General features: G+C 46.3%; 20 protein-coding genes. 5 read left to right on the plus strand and 15 right to left on the minus strand.

Annotated features, from left to right (window positions below):
- Positions 1–81: 81 nt before the first annotated feature.
- Positions 82–984 (plus strand): LysR family transcriptional regulator, encoded by a 903-nt coding sequence (locus tag BN3003_RS04875; RefSeq protein WP_159061395.1) that lies wholly within the window; start codon positions 82–84, stop codon positions 982–984.
- Positions 985–1334: 350 nt separating this feature from the next.
- Here BN3003_RS04875 and BN3003_RS04880 read toward each other — a convergent pair whose 3' ends face one another.
- The 14 genes from BN3003_RS04880 to BN3003_RS04945 form a co-directional block, all read right to left on the minus strand.
- The gene (locus tag BN3003_RS04880; protein WP_082625551.1) at positions 1335–2441 is read right to left on the minus strand and encodes a porin; all 1107 of its coding nucleotides are present in this window, start codon (positions 2439–2441) and stop codon (positions 1335–1337) included.
- Positions 2442–2562: 121 nt separating this feature from the next.
- On the minus strand, positions 2563–4203 hold the full coding sequence (locus BN3003_RS04885) for a thiamine pyrophosphate-binding protein (RefSeq protein WP_058355541.1): 1641 nt from the start codon (positions 4201–4203) through the stop codon (positions 2563–2565).
- Between the two features lie 44 nt (positions 4204–4247).
- Positions 4248–5714 carry an aldehyde dehydrogenase gene (locus BN3003_RS04890; protein WP_058355542.1) on the minus strand — a complete coding sequence of 489 codons (1467 nt, stop codon included), beginning with the start codon at positions 5712–5714 and terminating at the stop codon, positions 4248–4250.
- A 19-nt stretch (positions 5715–5733) separates the two neighbouring features.
- Complete coding sequence (locus BN3003_RS04895) at positions 5734–6525, minus strand: aspartate dehydrogenase (protein WP_058355543.1); 792 nt, start codon at positions 6523–6525, stop codon at positions 5734–5736.
- Positions 6526–6534: 9 nt separating this feature from the next.
- Complete coding sequence (locus tag BN3003_RS04900) at positions 6535–7329, minus strand: SDR family oxidoreductase (RefSeq protein ID WP_058355544.1); 795 nt, start codon at positions 7327–7329, stop codon at positions 6535–6537.
- An 11-nt stretch (positions 7330–7340) separates the two neighbouring features.
- Entirely contained in the window at positions 7341–8168 is an 828-nt protein-coding gene (locus tag BN3003_RS04905) for an alpha/beta fold hydrolase (RefSeq protein WP_058355545.1), read from the minus strand.
- 9 nt (positions 8169–8177) lie between these two features.
- Positions 8178–8735 carry a cupin domain-containing protein gene (locus BN3003_RS04910; RefSeq protein WP_058355546.1) on the minus strand — a complete coding sequence of 186 codons (558 nt, stop codon included), beginning with the start codon at positions 8733–8735 and terminating at the stop codon, positions 8178–8180.
- Positions 8736–8756: 21 nt separating this feature from the next.
- The gene (locus BN3003_RS04915; RefSeq protein ID WP_058355547.1) at positions 8757–10001 is read right to left on the minus strand and encodes an MFS transporter; all 1245 of its coding nucleotides are present in this window, start codon (positions 9999–10001) and stop codon (positions 8757–8759) included.
- Positions 10002–10050: 49 nt separating this feature from the next.
- The gene (locus tag BN3003_RS04920) at positions 10051–11265 is read right to left on the minus strand and encodes an NAD(P)/FAD-dependent oxidoreductase (RefSeq protein WP_058355548.1); all 1215 of its coding nucleotides are present in this window, start codon (positions 11263–11265) and stop codon (positions 10051–10053) included.
- Entirely contained in the window at positions 11258–12208 is a 951-nt protein-coding gene (locus tag BN3003_RS04925; RefSeq protein WP_058355549.1) for a VOC family protein, read from the minus strand. The genes BN3003_RS04920 and BN3003_RS04925 overlap by 8 nt, the downstream gene beginning before the upstream one ends.
- Positions 12209–12217: 9 nt before the next feature.
- Positions 12218–12982, minus strand: a complete 765-nt coding sequence (locus tag BN3003_RS04930) for an SDR family oxidoreductase (RefSeq protein WP_058355550.1) — start codon at positions 12980–12982, stop codon at positions 12218–12220.
- The gene (locus tag BN3003_RS04935; protein WP_058355551.1) at positions 12975–14060 is read right to left on the minus strand and encodes an aromatic ring-hydroxylating dioxygenase subunit alpha; all 1086 of its coding nucleotides are present in this window, start codon (positions 14058–14060) and stop codon (positions 12975–12977) included. Before BN3003_RS04935 ends, BN3003_RS04930 begins: the two co-directional genes overlap by 8 nt.
- Before the next feature lie 31 nt (positions 14061–14091).
- Complete coding sequence (locus BN3003_RS04940; protein WP_058355552.1) at positions 14092–14391, minus strand: recombinase-like helix-turn-helix domain-containing protein; 300 nt, start codon at positions 14389–14391, stop codon at positions 14092–14094.
- 38 nt (positions 14392–14429) lie between these two features.
- A complete protein-coding gene (locus BN3003_RS04945) occupies positions 14430–14822 on the minus strand; it encodes a non-heme iron oxygenase ferredoxin subunit (RefSeq protein WP_234333026.1) in 393 nt (130 codons plus the stop codon).
- 175 nt (positions 14823–14997) lie between these two features.
- On the opposite strand from BN3003_RS04945, the gene BN3003_RS04950 reads away from it, so the two are divergent.
- The 4 genes from BN3003_RS04950 to BN3003_RS04965 all read left to right on the plus strand — a co-directional run bounded on the left by BN3003_RS04950 (position 14998) and on the right by BN3003_RS04965 (position 20901).
- Positions 14998–15777 carry an IclR family transcriptional regulator gene (locus tag BN3003_RS04950; protein WP_199822552.1) on the plus strand — a complete coding sequence of 260 codons (780 nt, stop codon included), beginning with the start codon at positions 14998–15000 and terminating at the stop codon, positions 15775–15777.
- Between the two features lie 690 nt (positions 15778–16467).
- On the plus strand, positions 16468–17676 hold the full coding sequence (locus BN3003_RS04955) for a tyrosine-type recombinase/integrase (protein WP_058355554.1): 1209 nt from the start codon (positions 16468–16470) through the stop codon (positions 17674–17676).
- A 619-nt stretch (positions 17677–18295) separates the two neighbouring features.
- Positions 18296–20551 (plus strand): SpoIIE family protein phosphatase, encoded by a 2256-nt coding sequence (locus BN3003_RS04960; RefSeq protein ID WP_159061396.1) that lies wholly within the window; start codon positions 18296–18298, stop codon positions 20549–20551.
- Entirely contained in the window at positions 20548–20901 is a 354-nt protein-coding gene (locus tag BN3003_RS04965; RefSeq protein ID WP_058355556.1) for an STAS domain-containing protein, read from the plus strand. The genes BN3003_RS04960 and BN3003_RS04965 overlap by 4 nt, the downstream gene beginning before the upstream one ends.
- A gap of 7 nt (positions 20902–20908) precedes the next feature.
- Here BN3003_RS04965 and BN3003_RS04970 read toward each other — a convergent pair whose 3' ends face one another.
- Positions 20909–22435 carry a GNAT family N-acetyltransferase gene (locus BN3003_RS04970; RefSeq protein ID WP_058355557.1) on the minus strand — a complete coding sequence of 509 codons (1527 nt, stop codon included), beginning with the start codon at positions 22433–22435 and terminating at the stop codon, positions 20909–20911.
- Position 22436: the final 1 nt, after the last annotated feature.

The raw sequence follows: 22436 nt of genomic DNA on the forward strand, positions 1-22436 counted from the left end.
TTTTATTTATTTATACTTATGTATAAAATATTTTTATATATTGCTATTTTATAAATCATTTTCAATCACTTGGAGAGAGAATTGCGCATTCCTGACATTTCATTTAGGCAAATTCGCTATTTTGTATGCACGGCCGAACTGGGACAGATTTCCATGGCAGCACAAGAACTTAACATTACCCAATCCGCCATCACCATCTCCATCAAAGACTTAGAAAGCAAATTGAATCTGCAATTGTTTGTGCGAGCGTCTAAACGCATGATCTTGACCGAAGCAGGCAAGCAATTTTTGGGCAATTGTTACGACATGTTGAGCACTTTGGAACGCTCACAACATCTACACAACACCAGTAATGACATTAGCGGTGAGCTTAAAATCGGCGCCAGCTATACCGTATTGGGATATTACTTACCAGCCCATTTGCAACACCTGCAAAACATGTATCCCAATGTCAAATTTAAGATATTTGAGATGGCAAGGACTCAGATAGAACAACAGCTGCTTGATGAAAAATTAGACATTTCGGTCTTACTCAGCTCTAATGTGAACCACCCAGAATTACAGGTAAAAACGTTCTTAGAATCATCTCGAACCTTGTGGGTCTCATCCAATCACCCGCTTTTGACCAAAGAGCAAGTGGATTATCAAGACATTGTCAATGAGCCTTACATCATGCTGAACGTGGATGAGGCCCATTTGACCACGCAAAAACACTGGCAGATGTATGGTGCCAGCCCCAATATTTTTGTGGAAACCAGCTCAGTAGAAGCCGTGCGCAGCATGGTCGCCAATGGCAGCGGCATTTGTATCTTGTCCAATGCGGTATACCGCCCTTGGTCACTGGAAGGAAAACGCATCAACCGCATCAAATTGACCACTCCCGTGCCCACCATGGATTTGGGCGTGGCGTGGAAAGCAGGCAAAAAGCCAAACCGTTTACAAAAACTGTTTTCAGATTATTTTTTAAGAAAATTGGAACATTGATGCCATGACGTTTGAAACAGCAAGCAACATATCGGCCGTAACTCAAAAACTTAATTGCATCTTGCAAGACTGACTTGCTGTCTCGTCATTGATGGCGAGAAGCTTGTATCAACAAAGGCAACGGGCTCGGCACACAGCCATCTAGCATGATAAATCGCAAAGAAGCAACCGAAATATCGGTTGCTTCTTTGGTTGACGGATATCGAAAAGTTCAATGCCATAAGCACATCGACACTGTTGATTGTTAGCACCGCAGTAACACTGAGATTGCATCACCCTCGTCTGTTCTAGCCGATTTGATGATGCAATTTCTAAGCACGTTCGTTCAATCAATCCGCTATCCACTTGTTTTAAAACATATGCCTTAAGCCCAAGCCTACAGAATACACATCATTGTCTAAGCCTGTTTTTTTCCCTGCTGCATTCACCGCATAGGCGTAAGGGGCATTTTTCCAACCGGCACTGGCCAAAACAGTAGTACGCTTCGACAAGGCATAATCTGCCCCCACAATCACTTGATTGTAATGGGTGTTATCGACTTTCCCTATGCCTGCATGACGTTCATCAAAACCATACACATAGCTTACCCTTGGCGTAAATGCACCCATGGTGTAGGCAAAATTTCCCAAGACTTCATGCGTTTTGACGTCTGTTTTGCCGATTTGGGCATGATTGCCTACACTTGCAGGTGTGGCCCATAAACCTTTAAAACCCTCAGTGTATTGGTATGCCAGCACTGCCAACATATTTTTGGCACGGTATCCCCCCATGACTCTTGCAACTTGTGCATCATTTAAATGTTGATTGCTGTCTTCATTTTGGTGTTTGTACAAACCATAAGCACCTTTGGCAAAATAACCTGCATGTTCATAGGTCGCGGCCAAAACAGTCGCTTGGTTGACGGTGCTGGCGGTTTCAAAATCACTTTGAGCGGCGTTATCGGCCAATTGATGGGTCACATTGAATTTGAAACCACCCATTTGCGGGGAATCATAACGAATACCCTGTAAGCGTTTGTCTACACGGGTAAAATTGGCCACACCTTTAGGGTTATTGGCATTCAAATTCCACTCCCATGGATCAACAATCAATTTTTGATCGGCAGTGTCCATCATGCCATCACTGATATAGCCAGCGCGGACAGTACCAAAATCGCCTTTCAAACCAATAAAAGTATCCCGATTATTCCAACCTCTAGAAGATTCGGCACCTGAAATGGGCGTAAACTGTTCAACTTGCCAAATGGCTTGTAAGCCATTGCCCAAGTCTTCATTGCCCCGAAAACCAATGCGCGATTTGTAATCTTCCATTTGGGTGATGCTCCCATCACCGCTGCCACTGGTATAGCCAATACCGCCCTTGATGTGTCCATACAACACCACATCGGCCATCGCCACACCGCTACAGCCCATCAAAGACAAAAAAGTCATTTGTTTCAACACTTTTATTCTCCTCATTCATTTGCTCTTTATAGATGATTTGTTATTTTGACAAACACTGCTTCACGCTCTTACAGGCCGCTTTATACTAATGGTTACCCATGCCCGCGCACGGATAACCATTGTGTGTACCCTAAAATCAATACAATTTTTTCTGTGGTGGCCCCGCAAAATTCAATGGCCCGATGGCATTCATGTCTACCTCAACCACACTTGGACCTTGATGAGCGATTGCTGCTTGGATTGCGTTTTTAAATTCATCCACCGAAGTCGCCAACCAAGAGGCACAGCCCATAGATGTACCCAAATCCTTGTAACTTGGTGTATGCAATTCATTGAAATACTGACGGCCACCAAAATAATTGTTTTGTATGCCACGCATCACGCCATAACCACCGTCATTCATCACCAACAACACCATATTGGTCTGCTCTTGCACCATGGTGGCAATTTCGCCTATGCCCAACATCAGGCCGCCATCGCCTACCAAAGCAACCACTTTTTTATCAGGATTGGCGACAGCGCTACCAATGCCATGTGCCAACCCTAAGCCAATTGCACCAGCCAAAGAATGGATGTTTTGTAAGGGTTTTTGTACAGGAAATAAGCGACTGCCCCATGTGCTGCCTGACATGGTAATGTCGCGCACGAAAATACCGTTTTCAGGCAAAGCCTCACGCAATGCTTGGCAAATTTCCGCATAAGGACCTAACTGCGTACTTAAGGCATCAATGGCAGCTTGTTTGGCGACTTTGATTTCAGCATCGTAGCTTGCATCGACTTTAGAAGCGGCCTGTAACCCTTGTAACAACTGTTGCAATACTTGCTTGGCATCCCCGCAAATGAATTGGCTAACCCGATAATTGCGTTGCTGTGCCACCGGATAAGCGTCAATTTGAATCAGGTTTTCAGGGAAGACCACGCTGTAGGTTTTGGTTTCATTGCTGCGCAAACGCGAGCCCACCACCACAGCCAAGTCAGCGTTTTTAAGCAACTCCTCTACTTTGGTGGAGTTGTGAAATGCCCCCAAACTGCGCGGATGATGGTCTGGCAACACCCCGCGAGCATGGGTCGAAGACAACACAGGTATGCCCAAATCGGCCAAGGCTTTGACTTCGTCCACCGCTCCCAAACAACCGCCGCCTATCCAAAACACAGGGCGTTTGGCTTTTTTGACCGCTTCGATCAACAAGGCCACATCGGCAGCATCGGCTGCAGGCAAATCCATGGCCTTAACTGGACCTAACTGGGCGGGCAAGTCAATTTCACTGGCCTGTACATCAATCGGAATTTCTATGCTCACCGGCCCCATGGGAACAGTGGTGGCAATGCGTATGGCTTCGCGCACAATGCCCACAGCATTGTCTGGACTGGTAATGCGAAATGCCGCCTTGCTTGCAGCACGCAAAAAAGTCAGTTGGTCTTTGGCCTCATGAATAAAACTGGCATCGCGGTCCAAATACTCGCGCTCAACTTGACCGGTAAGGTGCAATACAGGACTGGCTGCATTACAAGCCTCAATCAAAGAACCTATGGCATTACCAGCACCGGCACCCGTACTGGTGATGGCCACACCCAAGCCTTTAAAACGGGCATGTGCATCGGCCATGGTCACGCTGCCAGCCTCACCGCGCGCACACACAAAACGCGTTTGGTTTCTGCGCCCAATCGCATCGGCTATGGGCAAATTGTGTATGGAAATCACACCATAGACACTGTCGACTTGATGGGCTTCCAATACTCGGGCAATCGCCTCGCCCACGTTGACTTTTTCTGACATATTGAGTTTTCCTCTAAGCTTTTCATTTTTTGCAAAGGTGTGCATCAATCACACCAAGTATTGGGTGTTTCATTCAGGCCCAAGTAAATGCTTTTTTGCTGCATGTATGACAAGATGCCCAAGCGCCCTTTTTCACGACCAATACCACTTTCTTTAAAGCCGCCAAAAGGCGTTGAAATCGAGAATTTTTTGTAGGTATTGATCCAAACCGTGCCCACTTCCAGTGCCCGAGCCAATTGCATTGCTTTGCGATAATTTTCTGTCCAGATTCCTGCTGCCAAGCCATAGATACTGTCATTGGCTTCAGCTAACAAAGCAGCTTCATCGGCAAATGGCATCACCACCAATACCGGCCCAAAGATTTCTTCTTGGCACACACGTGCCGTGTTATTCAATCCGGTAATGATGGTAGGCAAATAGAAACAACCTTGGGCATGTTCACCCTCCACCATGCGTTCACCACCGCACACCACCGTACCGCCTTCAGACTTGGCCAATTGCACATAACCATCGACACTGTTCAAGTGTTTTTCATTAATCAATGAACCCAAATGCATACCGGGTTTTTCAGGGTGACCAATGCGCAATCCCTTAGTGGCTGCAACCAATTTATCCATGAATTCTTGGTAAATTTCCTCTGCCACAAACAAACGTGAACCCGCAATACAAGCTTGCCCAGCAGAACTGAAAATACCGTAAACCACACCTTTCACTGCCAAATCCAAATCGGCATCGGCCAAAACGATGGTCGGCGACTTGCCCCCCAATTCCAAAGAGGTGGTAATCAAACGCTCTGCGGCAATGTGCGCCAAACGACGGCCGGTAGTGGTGCCCCCTGTAAATGAAATCTTGCGCACCAACGGGTGATTCACAATCGCATCCCCGACCACAGAACCCGATCCAGGCAACACACTTAGCAAGCCCTTAGGCAAGCCCGCTTCTTCAAAAATACGTGCCAATTCCAATGCAATCAGCGAGGTTTCCTGCGCCGGTTTCAAAATCACCGCATTGCCACCAGCCAATGCAGGCGCCAGTTTTTGCACTTCAGAAGCAATCGGTGAATTCCAAGGGGTAATGGCTGCCACCACGCCCACGGGTTCATACACACTCATCGTCATGAAATCCGCAGCGCGCTGACTGGTTAGTTCCCCATCCATGGTTTCACAAGCGGCCGCCACATAACGGGCAGTGGCGGCAGCACTCATGACCAAAGCCATGGTTTCAGCATGGGGCTTGCCATTGTCACGGGTCTGCAATTGAGACAATGCCTCGGCACGCTCGGTAATGATGTCTGCGACTTTGTACAAAACTTGAGCGCGCTGGTGCGGCAAGCTTTCGCACCAAGCACTGCTGCGCCATGCCAAATCGGCTTGTTCTATGGCCTCATTCACATCGTCCACGCTGGCGGTGCTGAATTCGGCATTCACAGTGCCGTCTGCGGGAAAAATACTTTGTGCCACTGGCCCACGACCTTGTCGCCATTCGCCGGCCAAATACAAATCTTTTGCCATATCAGTCCTCTGTTTCTGTTTATATTTGAATGCTTTGTACCAGTTGACGGCATTGTCTTAATACGCTCAAAGCGGCCAAAGTCGATGTTTTGGGATTGGCAGGCAGTGGCACTCCCATCAGCTCAATGCGCATCTCTCCAAATTCGCCAGTGGCGGTGATGGTGTGTTGGTTGCGACTTACCGCTGGGTCGGCAATCAATTCCACTTGCGTGTCATCCATCCCCAAGCCTGCTAAGGCCACTGTGGCAGCCACATTGGCATTGGCAGGAAACAACATCGCCGCCTCACGGGCACTGCCTTGAAAAAAGACTTGAGCGGCCTGTAAACTCTGTAAATCTAGCAAATTTTCAGCATGGCTGCCCTGCCAGCTTTGGGGACTTTTTCGTCCTTGATACGTGACGGCATGCAAACCCAACTCGCGCGCTGCAGCTAATCCATCCATGCCTGCTATGGCTCCCGCTAAAGCAATCAAATGGCTGTCGTGCTGCTTGGCCACTTGTTGCAAGCGCAGACTCAAGTCTTCGTCTGCCAAAGCTCCGACCGAAATCAAAGCCAAATCCCAACCTTTGGCCAGAACAGCTTCTGCGTGTTCTCTCACCGCCGCCTGCCCAGCCACTTCTATCACCAAGTCAGGCACTTGTTTACAGGCCGCTATACTGGCCATGACTTGCACTTGCTCTGGCAATTGCTTTCTTACTTTGGTGATGCTGTGTTCAGGTACAACCACCCAACTCAGTTCCAATCCTTCGGGTAGGTTTTGCCACACCACTTGTGCCATGGCTCCAAAACCGATCATCATGATGTGTTTCATTGAGACTTCCTAAATGTGCTTACTGAAACCACCCGACACATCCACAGTCGAGCCGGTAGTGTATGAAGACAAGGGCGAAGCCAAGAATACCAACGCCCGTGCAGCCTCCTCAGGTTTGCCCAAGCGACCCAACGGAATCCCCCGTTCAGCGGCAATTTTGGCTACCCATGCGTCCCAGTCCAAGCTCAAATCAGAGCGCTGCTCGAAACGGCGGCGCCATTGACCGGACTCAACCATGCCTATCAAAATGGAATTGACCCGAATGCCCTCTTGGGCAAAGTTTTGTGCCAAAGATTTGGTCAAATTCAGCAATGCAGCCCGTGCGGCAGAGGTGGCGATCATGTGTGCCTCAGGCTTCAGTGCCAACAAGGAGTTCACGTTGACTATGGCTGCGTGCTGGGATTGTTTTAACGCGTCCAAAAATGCCTTGACCGGATGGATGACACTGAAATACTTTAACTGCACTTCATCCATCCATTCTTGATCTGTGGTTTCTGCAAATGTCGACACCTTGCCTTGGCCTGCGTTATTAATCAGCATGTCTACTTGGCCAAAACGCGCCATGACACTGTCTGCAAAACCCTGAACAGACTCCTTATTCAAAACATCACAGCCATGCACCATCATGTCTTCAGGTGCAAATTGCGAAGCCAGCTTCTGCCATGATGCTTGCAAACGGGTTTCATCCCGACCGCACCATGCCACTTTGGCACCTTGTTGCAGCAGCAACTTCACCGTCTCCAAACCAATACCTGAAGAGCCTCCTGTCACCACGGCGACTTTGTCTTCAACCAAAAAACTCATGATGTGCCTCTTTATTCTTTATTGTTGTGTAACAGCTGTTTCAACACTTGGTTGAATGCCTCTGCTTGATCCAAATAACTCAAGTGCCCTGCTTCATGAATGCCGTGCAAATGGGATGCGGGTAAGGCTATTTTCTGAGCCAATGCCAACATGTCTGATTTGGGCGTGATGTCATCTTGTTCGGCGTAAACTATGTGGGTATTCAAGCCGCTTACTGGCAAGTAATTCAAGATGCTGTCATGGGCCAGCAAATAAGAAGCATTGCTAAAGCCGTTTAAGGTCAATCCTTGCATGACTTCAGTAATCAATGCGATTTGCTCAGGGCTTTTGCGCCATACCAAAGCAGGGCCTCGCTCGGCTGCCATGCCGGCATTGCCCAATTTCTGCAGCAAACTTGGGCGCTTCAAAAACACTTGCTGGCGCGTGTCCGCATCACAATGCCCATAACCTTGAGCCACATTGGCCAAGAGCAAACCCGTTAAACGAGCGGCCTGTAAACTGGCATAAGCACTGGCAATCAATGCCCCGAGAGAATGTCCTACCAGTACAAATGACTCCAGCTGCAAAACCTCTACCAAGGCGTGTAAACGCTGAGCAAAATCCACAGCATTCGGTTGTACGGTATCCAAACCATCGCTTAAGCCATAGCCCGGTGCATCCCAAGCAATCAAACGGTGGTGTTGACCCAAACCAGCAAATTGCTGCTGCCACGATGCCGCTCCCGAGCTGATGCCATGTAACAAAACGATGGTCATACCGTGACCTTGACTGTCACGGTACGCCTGTGTCGCTCCATCAGGCAGGGTTACGGTGTGTAGTGCTGCCATGGTTTGGGTCATGTTCTGTCCTTATTTTTTACTAGGGCGTTCAATTTTTGATAAAGGATGGTCATCTGGATAGGTTGGAATTTGCGGCTTGGGCGTGCCCAACATCACACACATCAAAGCCTCTTCTTGCCCAGGGTTGAACAGCCCTCGATAAATGCCAGGCGGAATGGAAATCAAATCGCGCTCAAACAACTGGGTGCTGAATTTCTCGCCATCCAATTCCATAAACAACTCAATGGATCCGCGCAGCATGAAAAACACCTCTTCCACATCATCATGCACGTGCAACGGGCCCTCACACTGAGGTGGCAACACCATGGTTGAAAACGTGAAATGTTCAGCAGCAACGGTATTGTTGTCGGTGCCCACACCCGTCGCACCTGTTCCCATGTAGCGCATTTGCGCACGGCGGTATTTGGGATCAAAGTCGGCCTGAAATTTCAAAGCCTCATAGTCATAACGTCGGCTTGCAAAACGGGCAATGCGTGGGGTTAACCATTGTTCCAATGTTTCACCTTGAGCACGTTCCCAACCTGGGAACGATTGTGCTTGTTTGGCTTGATTTACTGTATCAGTCATCTGTTTACCTCTTTCATTTCATTAATGTTTTTTCAACAAAGGAATCAAAGTCAATGATCCCACCACTGCCAATATGGCCAAAAAAGTCACACCATCATTGAAATTCTTACTGGCTTGTACTATGTAACCAATGATGACGGGCGCCAATGCACTGGCAAAATTACCCAAACCATTGAAAATTCCACCCGCAGTTGAGGCCACTTCTTTGGTGCTGACGCGAGCCAATAAGGCAAAAATCGCTGAGGCCGCAAATCCCCACAACATCGAGCTGAACGACATCGCCAAGATCACTTGGGTGATTCCATGTGCCAAAACCAAGGCATACATGCCCACACCTGCCAAAAACAAACCGATAAATACCTGTGGTGAACGCAATTTGCCGATTTTGTCTGAGTAATAAGCACCGAAGATCTCGCCCACCAACATGGCAATGAATGGAATCATGGACAAATTGCCAAACTCTTTAAGGTTAAAGCCTTTGGCTTCCATCAAATAAATCGGAATCCAACTGTTCAAACCCCACAAATAACCCATCATGGCAATATTGAAGATGCACACCATCCAAAAAGCACGGTTACCAAACAGCACGCTCAAATTGAGGCGATGTTGCGCTTTACTGATTTTTTGGCTGCCATCGACTTTGGCCAATTGCACGTCTTTTAAGCCGAAATACACCAATAACAACACCACCACAGTTAAGGCAGCCATGACGAAAAAAGTGGTGTGCCAATCATGGCTGGCCAACACATGCGCCGTAATCGGGAAACCCAAGGTGGCGCCGATGGGTGTGCCCAATAAGAACATGGTGGAAGCACGGGCTTGTTCACGGTCGCTGTAGCGTTGTTTAACAATGCTGTAGCACAAGGCAAACAGTGGGCCTTCGGCAATACCGAGTAAAACACGCATCACCAGCATGCCACTGTAGGAAGTGGTAAAGCCCATAATCAGCATCAACACGCCCCATGAAGCCACACTCCAAAAAATCAATTTTTTAGGATTGATCAAATCACCCAAAAAACTCAGGAACATGCAAGAAAAGCCATACGCCAATAAGAAGCTGGTCATCAGCCAACCCAGTTTGGCCTTACTCTCAACAATGCCCATGGCGGATTGAAAGTGTGGGTCTGCAAACAAAACCGCGATGCTGATTTTGTCAAAAAATGCCAAGACCACACACACCATCAGCACGAAGGCAGGCATCCAATGTTTGATGAAACTGTCTGGTGGTGCCGCAGAATTGGGCCCCCTATTAAGTGGTATGTTCATGTGTTGTTTCTCTTCTCTATTTGTATTGTTTTATTTTGATATGAATTGTTTAATTTGCTTTGATACTCAAGACATTGAAATCGGGGTTAGCCAAATCACTGGCTTGCAAGCTTGTGCCCGCTTTCATCCACCGTTTGGCCATTTTCACCAATTTGGCATCATTGACTGCCACCAAATAATGCAATTGATTCTGCTCATTCAAATACAAAAAGCTGTGTTGTTTGTCACCGGTTTGGCGCTCCACCAACGCACACTTCTCATGTCCAATAGGCGTACCCAAAATTTGAATGTTCAAATCATATTGATCCGACCACAGCCACGGGATATCGGCATATGGCTCGGTTTCACCCAACATGGCTTTGGCAGCGACGATGGCTTGGTTTTGTGCATTGGCCCAAGATTGGATGCAAAAACCCAGCTCTGGATGTATGGCAACATCGCCGGCGGCGTAAATGTCGGGATCGGAGCTTTGGCCAAATGCATCAACCACAATGCCATCTTGGGTATCCAAACCTGCATCCACTGCCAATTCTTTGCAAATGTGCGCACCGGCACCCACGACAACTGCATCAACGGTTTTCCAATCTTGCCCATCGCGTTGAATCAAAACCTGACCATTGGCGGCCTGTAACAACTCCACTTGCCCACAAGCCACCACCACGTCCACGCCGGCATTTTGATGGTGTCTGAAAATCAATTCAGACACTTCTGCGCTGACACTGCGTGCACACAAACGGCTGCCCAACTCCAAAACCGTGACTTTGACCCCACTCTTGCGAGCAGTGGCGGCAATTTCCAAACCGATCCAACCGCCGCCGATTAACACCAATTCTTCAATGTGTTCCAATTGGTCGCGCAATTGATGGCAATCATCGACATTGCGCATCGTGTACACACCATTGATTTCCCCCCAATGAGGATGAGGCAAACGTGCGCGTGAACCGGTAGCGATTAATAATTTGTCGTAAGGTAAGGTCGTGCCATCATCCAAAATCACCAGATGATGATTGCGGTCTATGCGTTCAGCGCTTACAGGCTTGTGCCAATCAATGTTCATGGCCGCTATTGCCTCATCATTGAAGATTTGCAAAGCAGCGGCAGCCATGTCACCTGCCAACACCTGTTTGGATAAAGGAGGACGCTCGTAGAAAACCCTTTCCTCATTCGACACGATGCTCAAGCGGCCTGTAAATCCTTGTTGGCGCAATGTGTGGGCAGCCCAAGCAGCGGCTTGTCCTGCACCAATGATGACAATATTATTCATGGCAGCCATCCTTTACATGCACAGCTTGGCGACGGGTTGCATGGTCTAAGCCACCGTCTATGGCCCACTCAGTGAACAACTCCAATGAGTAATCGTAAAAGCGAGGTTGCCATTGCGCCGTCAGGTAATCGTCATTGGTGTAGTATTCAAAAGCCCCACCCAAAGGCGAATGCACGTACCAAAAATAGGCTGAGGAAATCGGATGACGACCGGGGCCAATAAACGAATCCCATTTCAAGCGATTCATGTTCAAGCCGCCACCTATCACCTCATGAATGTCGCGCACCACAAAAGCCACATGGTTCAGACCTGCATCAGGCTTATGCGGTAATTTCAATAAAAACAGACTGTGGTGCCAGCCTTCCGATGAGCAACGCAAGAAGGCACCACGTTGCTTGTAGGCATCTGAAAGATGAAAACCCAATTTGTTTTCATAAAATGCCTGCGTTGTTTCCAGATCTGGGGTAAAGAACACCACATGCCCAATGGCCATAGGCTCAGCTTGAGCGTAGACAGGGCTGGGTGCATTGATGCGGTTGATTTGTCCGTATTGGTTAATGCCCTCTGCAACAGCTTCAGCCTTGTAGGCCAAAGTCGCGACTTCAAAACGCAAAAACAGACCATTGGGATCTTGGCAAACGATGCTGTCTGCCTTACGCTGAAACGATGGCGCGTCTTGTAAGGTTAAGGCCAATACTTCTAAATCTGCATCACGGTTGACCGCCCAAGTCACTTCCCGCAGGGTTGAACCTGCTTCAAATGCGGCGGGTAAGCGTTCATCCTTGACGGCATACACCTGCACTTCTGCACCATTTTGCGTGCGAAAACAATGGGCATTGCTCAACGCATTTTTGACTTCACTCAAGCCAAAATCTTGCAAATATTGCACTGTCTTGGCCACGTCTTCCACGCCAAATTTCAATACCTTAATGCCATTAATCATGGTTTTTCCTCAATTAAAAACAAAACCGCCATTAACAGGAATCAATTGTCCGGTTACAAAAGAGGCCAAATCAGACAATAAGTACACAGCCGTGCCACTGACATCGTCAGGGTTTTGTTCTCGTTGAATTGAGCGGCCTGTAACATACAAATCATGCCGGTCTTGGGGCACATACTCCGTGGCTTCACACAAGGTCAAACCTGGTGCAATGGTGTTGACACAAATATTGTCTGTTCCCAATTCCCGTGCCATGGATCGGCTCATGGCAATGAGGGCGCCTTTGCTGGCCACATAGGCCATTAACTTGGGCGCCCCCCACAATGCGGTGTCGGAAGCAATGTTCACCACTTTGCCCGCGGCAGACCGCTTCAACAAAGGCACCAAAGCCTGTGTCATCAACCACGTGCCTTTTACATTGATGTTCATGACCCTATCCCACAAATCAGGGTCATAATCCATCATGTCTTTGCCGCCCACACCCGTTGCCAAGGCTGCACAGTTAACCAAGCCATCAACGCGTCCCCAATGAGTTTGTGCCCATTGAGCCACGCCTTGAATCGAAGCCTGCTGCGCCAAGTCCAAGGGAACTGCCTGAGCATCTATCCCTTGAACACGCAAATCTTCAGCCGTTTTTTGCACCAAATCCGTCAATATGTCGGCCAACAATACCGTGGCACCTGCTAAGCCAATTGCGCTGGCGAAATCTCGCCCCAAGCCACGGGCAGCACCAGTGATGATGATTTTTTTATTGGCCAACAAATCATGTTTAACCATGATTCCCAACCTTATCCTGCTGAGCTGCATTGACATTGGCACTGACCAAATCTTCGCCTTGTTGGCGTGTTTTCACTTCCTGCCATTGCTGCAATTGCTTTTGCGCCTCTTTTTTGTACATACGACGCAAACGTGACAAACCCACATCGTGTTGGTACAAAAATTCATGCTGACGTGCATTCGGTGCCATGTTCTCTAACACCAATCGGTCTTGTTCCAAGACATCCCAATGCAGTTTTTCTAAATGATTGCGGTATAAGAAACGCCATACATCTCGTTGCCAGCCTTGCACTTGGCGACAGCGCCAAAAAAATACTCGGGTATTGTTTTCATCAATAGGCGTGGCAAAACCCACAATCCAGAACACACCACCAGGACCGAATTGCTTTTTATAAGGAATGGACAAACGCAACCATGGGCTACCCGTTTCACCGTATTCCACCCAGTCAAAATTCACACCTGACTGCCCAACCTTCTCAAAGATGAAGCCGTGTTCTGTAGCGCGATGCTGCATCTCAGCCGATTTGTCCCCTTCAGACATGGAGTGAGAAGCGCTGTGCAAATACGATCCGTGCATGGGATCCATCACATTGTCCACTGCGTATTGGTAATTGACTTTCCAATCAGCCATACATAAAAAACTGCTCCACTCATCATTGCCCATTTGTTCAGGAAGACTCAATGGCTTAGGTTCTTCAGCGTCATCAACGCCAAACCAAATAAAAATGGCGCCATGTTTTTCTTGTACATGGTAAGACTTCACACACTTCACACCAGTCATCGGACAACTGGACACCGCAGGCACATCTTCAACCACACCATCAAAGCGCACTTCCACACCGTGATACCAACAAGCCAAACGGTTACCTAAATTCCAACCCAGTGACAAGCGCGCCCCGCGGTGTGGACAGCGATCTTCAATCGCATGCACTGCACCATTTTCATCACGCCATACCGCTATATTTTCACCCAATCGAGTAATGCCTACAGGTCGGCTGGATACTTCCCAACTGGCCAAAACGGGATACCATAAATTGCGCAAGCCAAATTCCAAATACTGTTCAACAGTCTGTTCCATACCGTTACTCCAATCATTGATTGTTATTGATTCAATAACCTAAACGTGCCATTTCAAAAGTGAAGTTTTCGCTTGTCCACTTTTCACCTCCTTCATTCAACAAACCTTGCGTGTTCAAAGACGTCACTACGGCATCTAATTCCACAGCACCGTCTGCAAAAGCATGGATTAAATGGTCTATCAGAGATTGTTCGTATTCTGATGGCTCTCGGTAACGGTTTTGCCAAACCAAGTGCTCAACCACCCCTGGCGTTTGAATATTGCCAACACCTGCTTCTGTGCTGGGTTTGCAATTAATCCATTGCATCAATTTTTCGTTGTATTCCACCATCTATTTTCTCCTTGTATTTTTTGAGTTTTGTTTTGTACCTATTGGGCTTGAATCAAAATACTTGCACCGTCTACTTTCACCGGATAAGTACACAAATCTCGACAACCTGGACCACTTTCCAGTGCGCCAGTGGTGACATTAAAAACAGCCTCATGCAATGGGCACTCCACTGTTTCTCCTTCTACAAAGCCTTCGCTGAGCAACGCATAAGCGTGTGGACACACGTTTTCAATTGCATAGATTTGGTTTTCAATTTTGAAAATACCAATTTTGGTTTCACCAACATCCACCGCTTTAGGTTCATCTTCCTGCACATCATCAATTTGACAAACAGCAATCCACCCCATAATCCAACCTCCCTGCAAAGTTTTATATACAAAACTTTGTTTTATGTATAAAATGATTGCAGTGAATTTATAATGCCCATTCATGGATGTCAATCATTTTTTGGAAATTTGTTTCGCGAGATTCAATTTGTGTATGTCAAGAATTTGATGCTGAAATGGATGTTATTCACTATTTTTTGAAATATATTTAACACCATTCATCATTTATTTTGAGTTTGTTACTGTATTATTAAGCACTATTAAAATGGTTGGAAAACAAATGACTACTGATCAAGAAACAGAGAAGTATTTAGTTCCCGGACTGCTAAGAGGATTGGCAATTTTGGAGTTGTACAGTGATTCCAAAAAAGCATTGACCCTCACAGAGATTGCTGAATCCCTAGACATCAATCGTTCTAGTGCATTCCGGCTGGTACAGACATTAGAATATGCAGGTTACCTGAAAAAAGGAGCTCAGAAGAGCTACACTCTAGACTCAAAAGTCATGCAATTAGGATATTTAACGCTGTCTCACATGAGTTTGCCAGAAGTGTCTCAGCCCATCATGCAACAGTTACGCGACAAAACGACTTTGGCAACCCACTTGGCCGTTTTGAATCATCGCGATCTGGTCTATGTCAGCAACGAACAAGCTCTCGGTACATTTACATCTAACATACAAACTGGAGCTCGGTGGCCAGCTTACGCCACTGTCATTGGGCAAATTTTGCTAAGTGCTTTGGATGAAAATGAAATAAGGGCGCTTTTTCACAATTTCCAAGAGTGGCAAGCCTACTCTTCTATCACACCTACAAATATTGAAGAACTTTTGACACGCATTGCATTTGTCAGAGAACAAGAATATCTAATCAGTTGGGGTAAATTCAGGTCGGATATGGCCGCTTGCGCCGTACCCATTATCAATAGGCGCACCCATAAACCCATTGCTGCTTTATCCGTTAGCTGCCCATTAAATATGTTTGAAAAAGAAGAATTTATTACAAAAATCGTGCCATGTGTTATCGAGGCAGCCAATCAAATATCAGATTATTTTTATTAAAGTACCCCTCAGTTGGTCAAAACACTGTGTGTCATTTCCAATACCAACGAAAGCAGCGAGATAGACTTACCAAAATCATGACTGAAAAAGAATATTTATACACATACATAATTCTCCATGTTTATCTTATATTTAGGCTTATTTTGGAAAATCCAAAATACAGGCCGCTTACATGTTACGTTTAGAGTAAGTTGGTGAAATTGACTGACTTACTCAAAATGAGATAGATAATACTTAACATAGGAGCTGCCAAGCATGATGATATGCTTAGGAAAGCAATCCCCCAAAACACATCATGAACATACATGACTCATTTCATGTATGTTCATGTCTTCATCGCTGTTTATTTTTTACACTGCGAAAAACAAAATACATCACCAATCAACAGTTTGATGTTTAATATGACCAACTACACCCATAAATCAGATACTCAAATTGTTATCTATAGAACATCAAAAGCAAATAAGCCCCTGTTTTCACAGGGGCTTATTTGTTTATATGGCGGAGAATGAGTCCTCCTATAATACTTCCAACGCCAACCAATAACCTATAATTAAATTAAATTTATTATATAAATATCAAATAGTTAAATAAATAATCATACAACCTCATCTAATCGCATCTATTTAAATCCAATAAAAAATGGCATACTGGATGGCATACCGATTTGCATACTAATGAAAGTGTGAAATGGCAGTATTAACTGATATTAAAGCTCGCAATATCAAACCGGAATCTACTGCTCTTCCTCATGGTGGAGTGGTTGGTTTGTCATTACTACCCACAAAAACCAAAGGCCATGGGAAATGGGTACTTCGATATGTTAGTCCAACCACTGGTAAGCGTCGTAATGCCGGATTAGGTAGCTATCCCCAAATAGGCATTGCAGAAGTCGGTAAATTGGGTATGGAGTTTCGTATCCAATTACAAAATGGTCAGGATCCTTTAGATGAAAAAGCAAAAAATGATGCGCAAGCTCAATTTGCTAAAGACATTCCTACATTTCAAGAGGCTGCTATTACTTTACATGCTGACTTACTACCTAGCTGGAAAAATATCAAACATGGCCAGCAATGGATAAATACATTGACTCAGTATGCTTTTCCAATGTTAGGTAATAGACAACTTAATCAAATTGAACCAGCTCATATTGCCAATGTATTAAAACCCATATGGCTTGATAAAGCAGAAACCGCTGGTCGTGTTAAACAAAGGATACATGCCATTATGGCTTGGGGATGGGCACATGGTTACTGCCAAGGTAATCCTGTAGATGTAGTAGATAAACTGCTACCTACTCAACCTAATAAAACCACCAGAATTCAAAACCAACCAGCCATGCCTTGGCGTCAAATTCCTGATTTTATTCAGCGATCAGTTCACACTACCAATCAATATGATATTACACGTGCAATTTTACTATTTCTGATTTTAACCGCATGTCGCTCTGGTGAAGCCAGAGGTATGAGATGGAGTGAGGTTGATTTCGAAGCCAGAGTTTGGGTGATACCAGCAGAACGCATGAAAATGAAGCTGCCTCACCGAGTCCCCTTATCTACACAAGCTATCGAAATACTTCAAGGTTTACAAGGAATTGATACAAATTTAGTATTCCCTTCCCCACGAAAAAAAGCAGAGTTATGTGATATGGTGTTAACATCATTTTTACGAAAACATCATGCTCCCAGTGACACACCTAATCGCATTGCAACTGCACATGGCTTCAGGTCCAGTTTTAGAGACTGGTGTAGCGAACACCAATACCCTCGTGACTTAGCCGAACGGGCACTAGCGCACAGCATCTCCAACCGAGTTGAGGCTGCATATCACCGTACCGATTTATTAGAGCAACGACGCCCGATGATGCAGGCGTGGGCTGACTGGGTGTTAGGCAAATAATCAATATTTAGTTGGCCTACAACATACTTTGATGACCGCTTGTGCGGCCATCTGTAACGAAGGTCACTTACACAAAATAGCGTACAGGCTCCAAAGAATCGGTAAATTATGCCGTTGCTTGCTCAGGTAACAGTTGCAAAATCATTGATGTGCTCAGTGGTGGCTCCGTCACAAAAATGATTAATCAAGAGTGTCACTAAATCAGTACTGATCAGCCCCGAGTATCTCGAAAGAAGTTTATCTTGATTCATGCCCTTTTGGTTGAGTATGCAAGTTGGTGATAAATATGTTATTTCAAAATTCCGCTGGTGTCACGTAGTCTATCAAACCCAATAAACGTCGATTGTTAAACCAACCTACCCAGTTTAGTGTCGTCAACTCCACAGCGATTAGCAAAATTTAGATTGTTTCAATCACTGAACATGCTATTTAGTTTATATTTGGTCAATAACATACATTTAAATATGAAATTTGCATTTAAAACCTATACTTAAAATACTTTACGCTATAATGAAGTCCATTGTGTATACACTCAACTAGGGTGAGGGCAACAGGCTCTTTTGTCTCAAAAATGCTGCATAAAATACCCCTTTCTTTACGCGTAACCGTGGTCTTTATCTTGGCTACTTTATTGCCTATGGGTATTTTTGGCTATCTCAGTGTCAAACACGACATAGAACAAATCCGGCACGACCAACAAGCGGCGCTCCAAAATGATGCCAATGGTTTGACTTTACAACTGCAAGCCGTTGCCAGACAATACCAAATATTGACTCGCGCCATTGCAGCAGATGCCGATGTTGTCGCCTATGCGCAAAACCGCACTGCCGCACATCGCACAGATGCTGCTGCCGCACAACAAGCCTTACATGATTTGCAAAAATTGCATCAATCCATACCCCATGCACGGCAAGTATCCATCGTGTCTGAGCAAGCGGTGGTACAATTGTCTTCATTAACTGCGCCAGTGACGCTCAAGCCAACCAACCTGTCAGAGTTGAAAAAAATCCTGTCAGCCCGTACAGAAACCTTGTTATTGCAGCAGCAAAGCCTGTATTTCACTGCGCCCATACTGTCGGCCAAACAAAATTATTTGGGAATGATGTTGGTAGAAGTTGATGCCACAGTGATGTTCCAAATCCTGCAGCAAGAAGCGCTTAACCATCCAGATTATGCAGTGAAATTGCAACACGCCAATGGCACCACCCTTGTTAGCATTGCGGCCGTAAATCTGAACTCCGTTGATAACCACCATGCACTTCATCGTAACTCGCCTATCCAAGCCCAAGCCTCCGTTATCCATTCTGATTTAATTATCGTTTTAAGCAAAGCGGATGACTTGGTGATGCAACCAATTAAGCAGTTGCTATGGAACAATGGCATCATTTTGCTCTTGTGCTTACTCAGCAGCACGGGAGCCACATGGTTCATCAGCCGGCGTTTAACCCAGCCCATACAGCTGCTCATCAACAAATCACAACAAGTACAGCAAGGCCATTACCGCACGCCAGAATTGGATGGACCACTGGGTTTACAGGCCGCACGTCAAGATGAAATGGGCAAATTCATAGCGGTGTACAATCAGATGGTGACCGACATTCACCAACGTGCAGAGATATTAGAGTCTTTGATTGCCGAACGCACCGCTGAACTGTCCTCATCCAATCAATTACTGGCACAAAACCAGCAACGGCTTAACCAAGAGTTACAATTGGCGTACGACATGCAACAAGCTTTTTTGCCACAGCAATTTGTGCATGCTCTTCAATTTGAGGTTTTTGCGGCCATGCATCCTGCTCAAGAAATGGGTGGGGATTTTTACGACTGCTTTGAATTGGAAAATGGACATCATGCTTTATTGGTTGCGGATGTGGCCGGCAAAGGTATAGCTGCGGCATTTTTTATGGCCATTTCCAGTACCCTCATTAAGCAAGCGGCAACCAAACACACAGAGCCACATCAGGTCTTGAATCTTGCCAATAAGTGGCTGTGCCAACGCAATCCGCTCAATCTGTTTGTCACAGTCTTTTATGCGGTTTTCGACCCGCACACCCTGACCTTACATTATGCCAATGCCGGCCATCCCAGTGCTTTATGGCTGTCACATCAACACCAGCTGCAAGCGTTAGACAGCCCGCCACAGCTACCACTTGGAGCATGGGAGGACGTCAGTTATCGTTCTCACAGCGTAGCATTACAGCCGCATGACTGTGTGGTGTTATACAGCGATGGCGTGACTGAAGCCCTCTCCCCATCTCAACAAGAGTACGGCGAGCAACGTTTGCATGCATTGTTAGGCATAGCCAAAAAACACCTACATGCACAAGACATTTTTCAGGCCTTAAAAAACGATGTCAGTCTTTTTGTAGAATCAGCACAAGCCCATGATGACATCACGGCCTTGGTGTTGAAAGTCAAGGCGCAGCCTCAAACATGTTTACAGCAACAACGCTGGCAAATTACACCCACTTTCAGTGACATTGATGCCTTGAATCTCGCCATCAGCGACCACCTCCAGGTCTTGCTGCCCACACAAAGTCATACCATTTATGCTGTTTGTGTTTGTTTAGAAGAAATCCTCAGCAATCTTGTTCGGCATGGTCACCACCCTGCTGACTGTGTACTGTCCATAACCATCAGTGTTTACAACACCGCCATTCGATGCTGCATACGAGACAATTCCACTCCCTTTAATCCCTTTGCCATTCGGCCTAAAACCGATTTAGCTGCAGATATTCTCGACAAAGAATTGGGGGGTTTGGGTTTGCAATTGTTATTGCAACTGGCAGATGAATGGGATTACCACAGCCATGATGGTCACAATACCACCTTATTCAGCGTACATTTTTCAACCCACACGAGGACAAACACATGACTTTTGCCCTGAACCCGATACAACACCCCCATTACTGGATACTCGAATTTACAGGCCGCTTAGATACCCAAGCCAGTATGGCATTGGATCAGAATTTTCAGTCCTTATTGCAGGCATTACCACCACACACAATACTGGATTTAAGCGCACTGGATTACATCGCCAGCGCTGGATTGCGGATGATTTTGTTGGCTTTAAAGCAAGCCAAACAGCAAAACTGTGCCATCAGCATGTGTGGCTTACAAGAATCTGTGGCGCAGGTTTTGCATATCAGCGGTTTTTTAAACTTGCTGACAGTTCATGCCACTCGTGAAGCCGCCTTAAGCCAACTCCCGCCAGCGGCTTCTTAAACTGGATTTACAAGCCCTCACGCTGATGGTAGGCAGCAAAAACCAGGTGCTTGATTTGCTCAGCAGCTTCTCCTACGGCAAAGACAGTAGCTTCCTGCAAAAATTGATTGTTCACGTATTGCAACATCAAGGTAGCTGGATAAGGTGAATAAGGCATCAAGCCCCCGCTGATAAAGCCAAGCGCTGTTAAATCTTGGTAAAACAAGCGGGCATCGGCCTGACTCAAATCCAGCAATGCATACACAGCATCAATATGCGCGCGGCACAACTGTCTCAACACACTGTGTATCTCGGCTAGGCTATCGCCGCACCAATGTCCCACAGACAAATAGGCAATGTTCAAACTGGCTTCAACATGGTAATGCAGCTCAGTATGCGCTGAGTTGGCAACCCAATCAGCATCCGCTTGATTCAGCAATGGCAAGCCCAATTGCTGCGCAACAGCCATGAGCTGTTTGGACTCTGATTCCGGCAAATACACAGCCATTGGGGCGACTGGCTGTAGCAATTTACAACAATAAAATACTGAGCCACGCTGTGCATCTTGCAGAGTGTGTACGCTTTTCAATTGCATAGATACAGGCGTGTAAGCCAACATTAATGCACACATCACATAAGCATGTTGTAAAACTATTTTCTGTGTGTATGGATGGGTACTGACCGCATGCACACATACAGCTTTTTCAGAACGCTGAGGCAGCTGCTGTTCCAGCGAGGCCCACAAACGGTTAAATATGCCCAATCCTTGGTATGGCGGGGCAACCACAGCCGCACCCAACTCCAATAAATCGGCATCGGCACTGGTTTTCATGATGGCGCAATGCCCTACCAATTCCTCATCAGGTGTCACTGCCACATGAGAATACAAACGCCCATCGACACTGCGTTGGCCAATTTTTTCAGCAATGTACAAATCAGAATTGACATAAGTATAGCCATAGTTTTGGTGCATCAATCGCGCCACATAAATACCATCAGCGGCCTGTAAGCCTCGCAAGCTTATGTCTTCGCGTTGCCAACCATGGCTTTGCTCTGTGGCCGTCACACTGGTCATGGTCGCATCGGCTTCAGGCAATTGCCATTCCAATTCCAAACTTTGGCCATGCACAGACGGTGGTAATACCCGCACTTTATCAACGATATTTTGCAGTAAAAACACTGATAAGCCTCGGATATCTGCATCGGCCTGTCCCAAATTCGATGGTGTGAATTGCGGTAACATTGCAAAATCATAAGGTAAATCATCGTCGGTAATGCGCACCTGCAAAGTTTGGTTTTGAATGCATATGTGTATCTCAAACTCACCTGCCGCCGCCCAGCCACCACCCAAATTTATGTCGCCATGTATCAATTGCAATATGGTATTGAAACTCTCCTCTATGGCCAATTCCATTAAATCCAAACGCGCAGATGAAAATGACCACGTTGTGGCAAAACTGCGCAGGGTTTGCTGCACTAAAGCAATGGAAGCTTGTTGCACCGGCACCCGCAATTGTGTCCATAACATGCCGGTCTTGACTTGATGCACATGCATA

It is taken from the genome of Vitreoscilla massiliensis (assembly GCF_001457815.1).
GTDB classification, from domain to species: domain Bacteria; phylum Pseudomonadota; class Gammaproteobacteria; order Burkholderiales; family Neisseriaceae; genus Vitreoscilla; species Vitreoscilla massiliensis.

Excerpts from the sequence above, each read along its gene's own strand:
- BN3003_RS04880 (WP_082625551.1), bottom strand. The coding sequence starts at position 2,441 with ATGAGGAGAATAAAAGTGTTGAAACAAATGACTTTTTTGTCTTTGATG.
- BN3003_RS04885 (WP_058355541.1), bottom strand. The coding sequence starts at position 4,203 with ATGTCAGAAAAAGTCAACGTGGGCGAGGCGATTGCCCGAGTATTGGAA.
- BN3003_RS04890 (WP_058355542.1), bottom strand. The coding sequence starts at position 5,714 with ATGGCAAAAGATTTGTATTTGGCCGGCGAATGGCGACAAGGTCGTGGG.
- BN3003_RS04895 (WP_058355543.1), bottom strand. The coding sequence starts at position 6,525 with ATGAAACACATCATGATGATCGGTTTTGGAGCCATGGCACAAGTGGTG.
- BN3003_RS04900 (WP_058355544.1), bottom strand. The coding sequence starts at position 7,329 with ATGAGTTTTTTGGTTGAAGACAAAGTCGCCGTGGTGACAGGAGGCTCT.
- BN3003_RS04905 (WP_058355545.1), bottom strand. The coding sequence starts at position 8,168 with ATGACCCAAACCATGGCAGCACTACACACCGTAACCCTGCCTGATGGA.
- BN3003_RS04910 (WP_058355546.1), bottom strand. The coding sequence starts at position 8,735 with ATGACTGATACAGTAAATCAAGCCAAACAAGCACAATCGTTCCCAGGT.
- BN3003_RS04915 (WP_058355547.1), bottom strand. The coding sequence starts at position 10,001 with ATGAACATACCACTTAATAGGGGGCCCAATTCTGCGGCACCACCAGAC.
- BN3003_RS04920 (WP_058355548.1), bottom strand. The coding sequence starts at position 11,265 with ATGAATAATATTGTCATCATTGGTGCAGGACAAGCCGCTGCTTGGGCT.
- BN3003_RS04925 (WP_058355549.1), bottom strand. The coding sequence starts at position 12,208 with ATGATTAATGGCATTAAGGTATTGAAATTTGGCGTGGAAGACGTGGCC.
- BN3003_RS04930 (WP_058355550.1), bottom strand. The coding sequence starts at position 12,982 with ATGGTTAAACATGATTTGTTGGCCAATAAAAAAATCATCATCACTGGT.
- BN3003_RS04935 (WP_058355551.1), bottom strand. The coding sequence starts at position 14,060 with ATGGAACAGACTGTTGAACAGTATTTGGAATTTGGCTTGCGCAATTTA.
- BN3003_RS04940 (WP_058355552.1), bottom strand. The coding sequence starts at position 14,391 with ATGGTGGAATACAACGAAAAATTGATGCAATGGATTAATTGCAAACCC.
- BN3003_RS04945 (WP_234333026.1), bottom strand. The coding sequence starts at position 14,822 with ATGAATGGGCATTATAAATTCACTGCAATCATTTTATACATAAAACAA.
- BN3003_RS04950 (WP_199822552.1), top strand. The coding sequence starts at position 14,998 with ATGACTACTGATCAAGAAACAGAGAAGTATTTAGTTCCCGGACTGCTA.
- BN3003_RS04955 (WP_058355554.1), top strand. The coding sequence starts at position 16,468 with ATGGCAGTATTAACTGATATTAAAGCTCGCAATATCAAACCGGAATCT.
- BN3003_RS04965 (WP_058355556.1), top strand. The coding sequence starts at position 20,548 with ATGACTTTTGCCCTGAACCCGATACAACACCCCCATTACTGGATACTC.
- BN3003_RS04970 (WP_058355557.1), bottom strand. The coding sequence starts at position 22,435 with ATGCATGTGCATCAAGTCAAGACCGGCATGTTATGGACACAATTGCGG.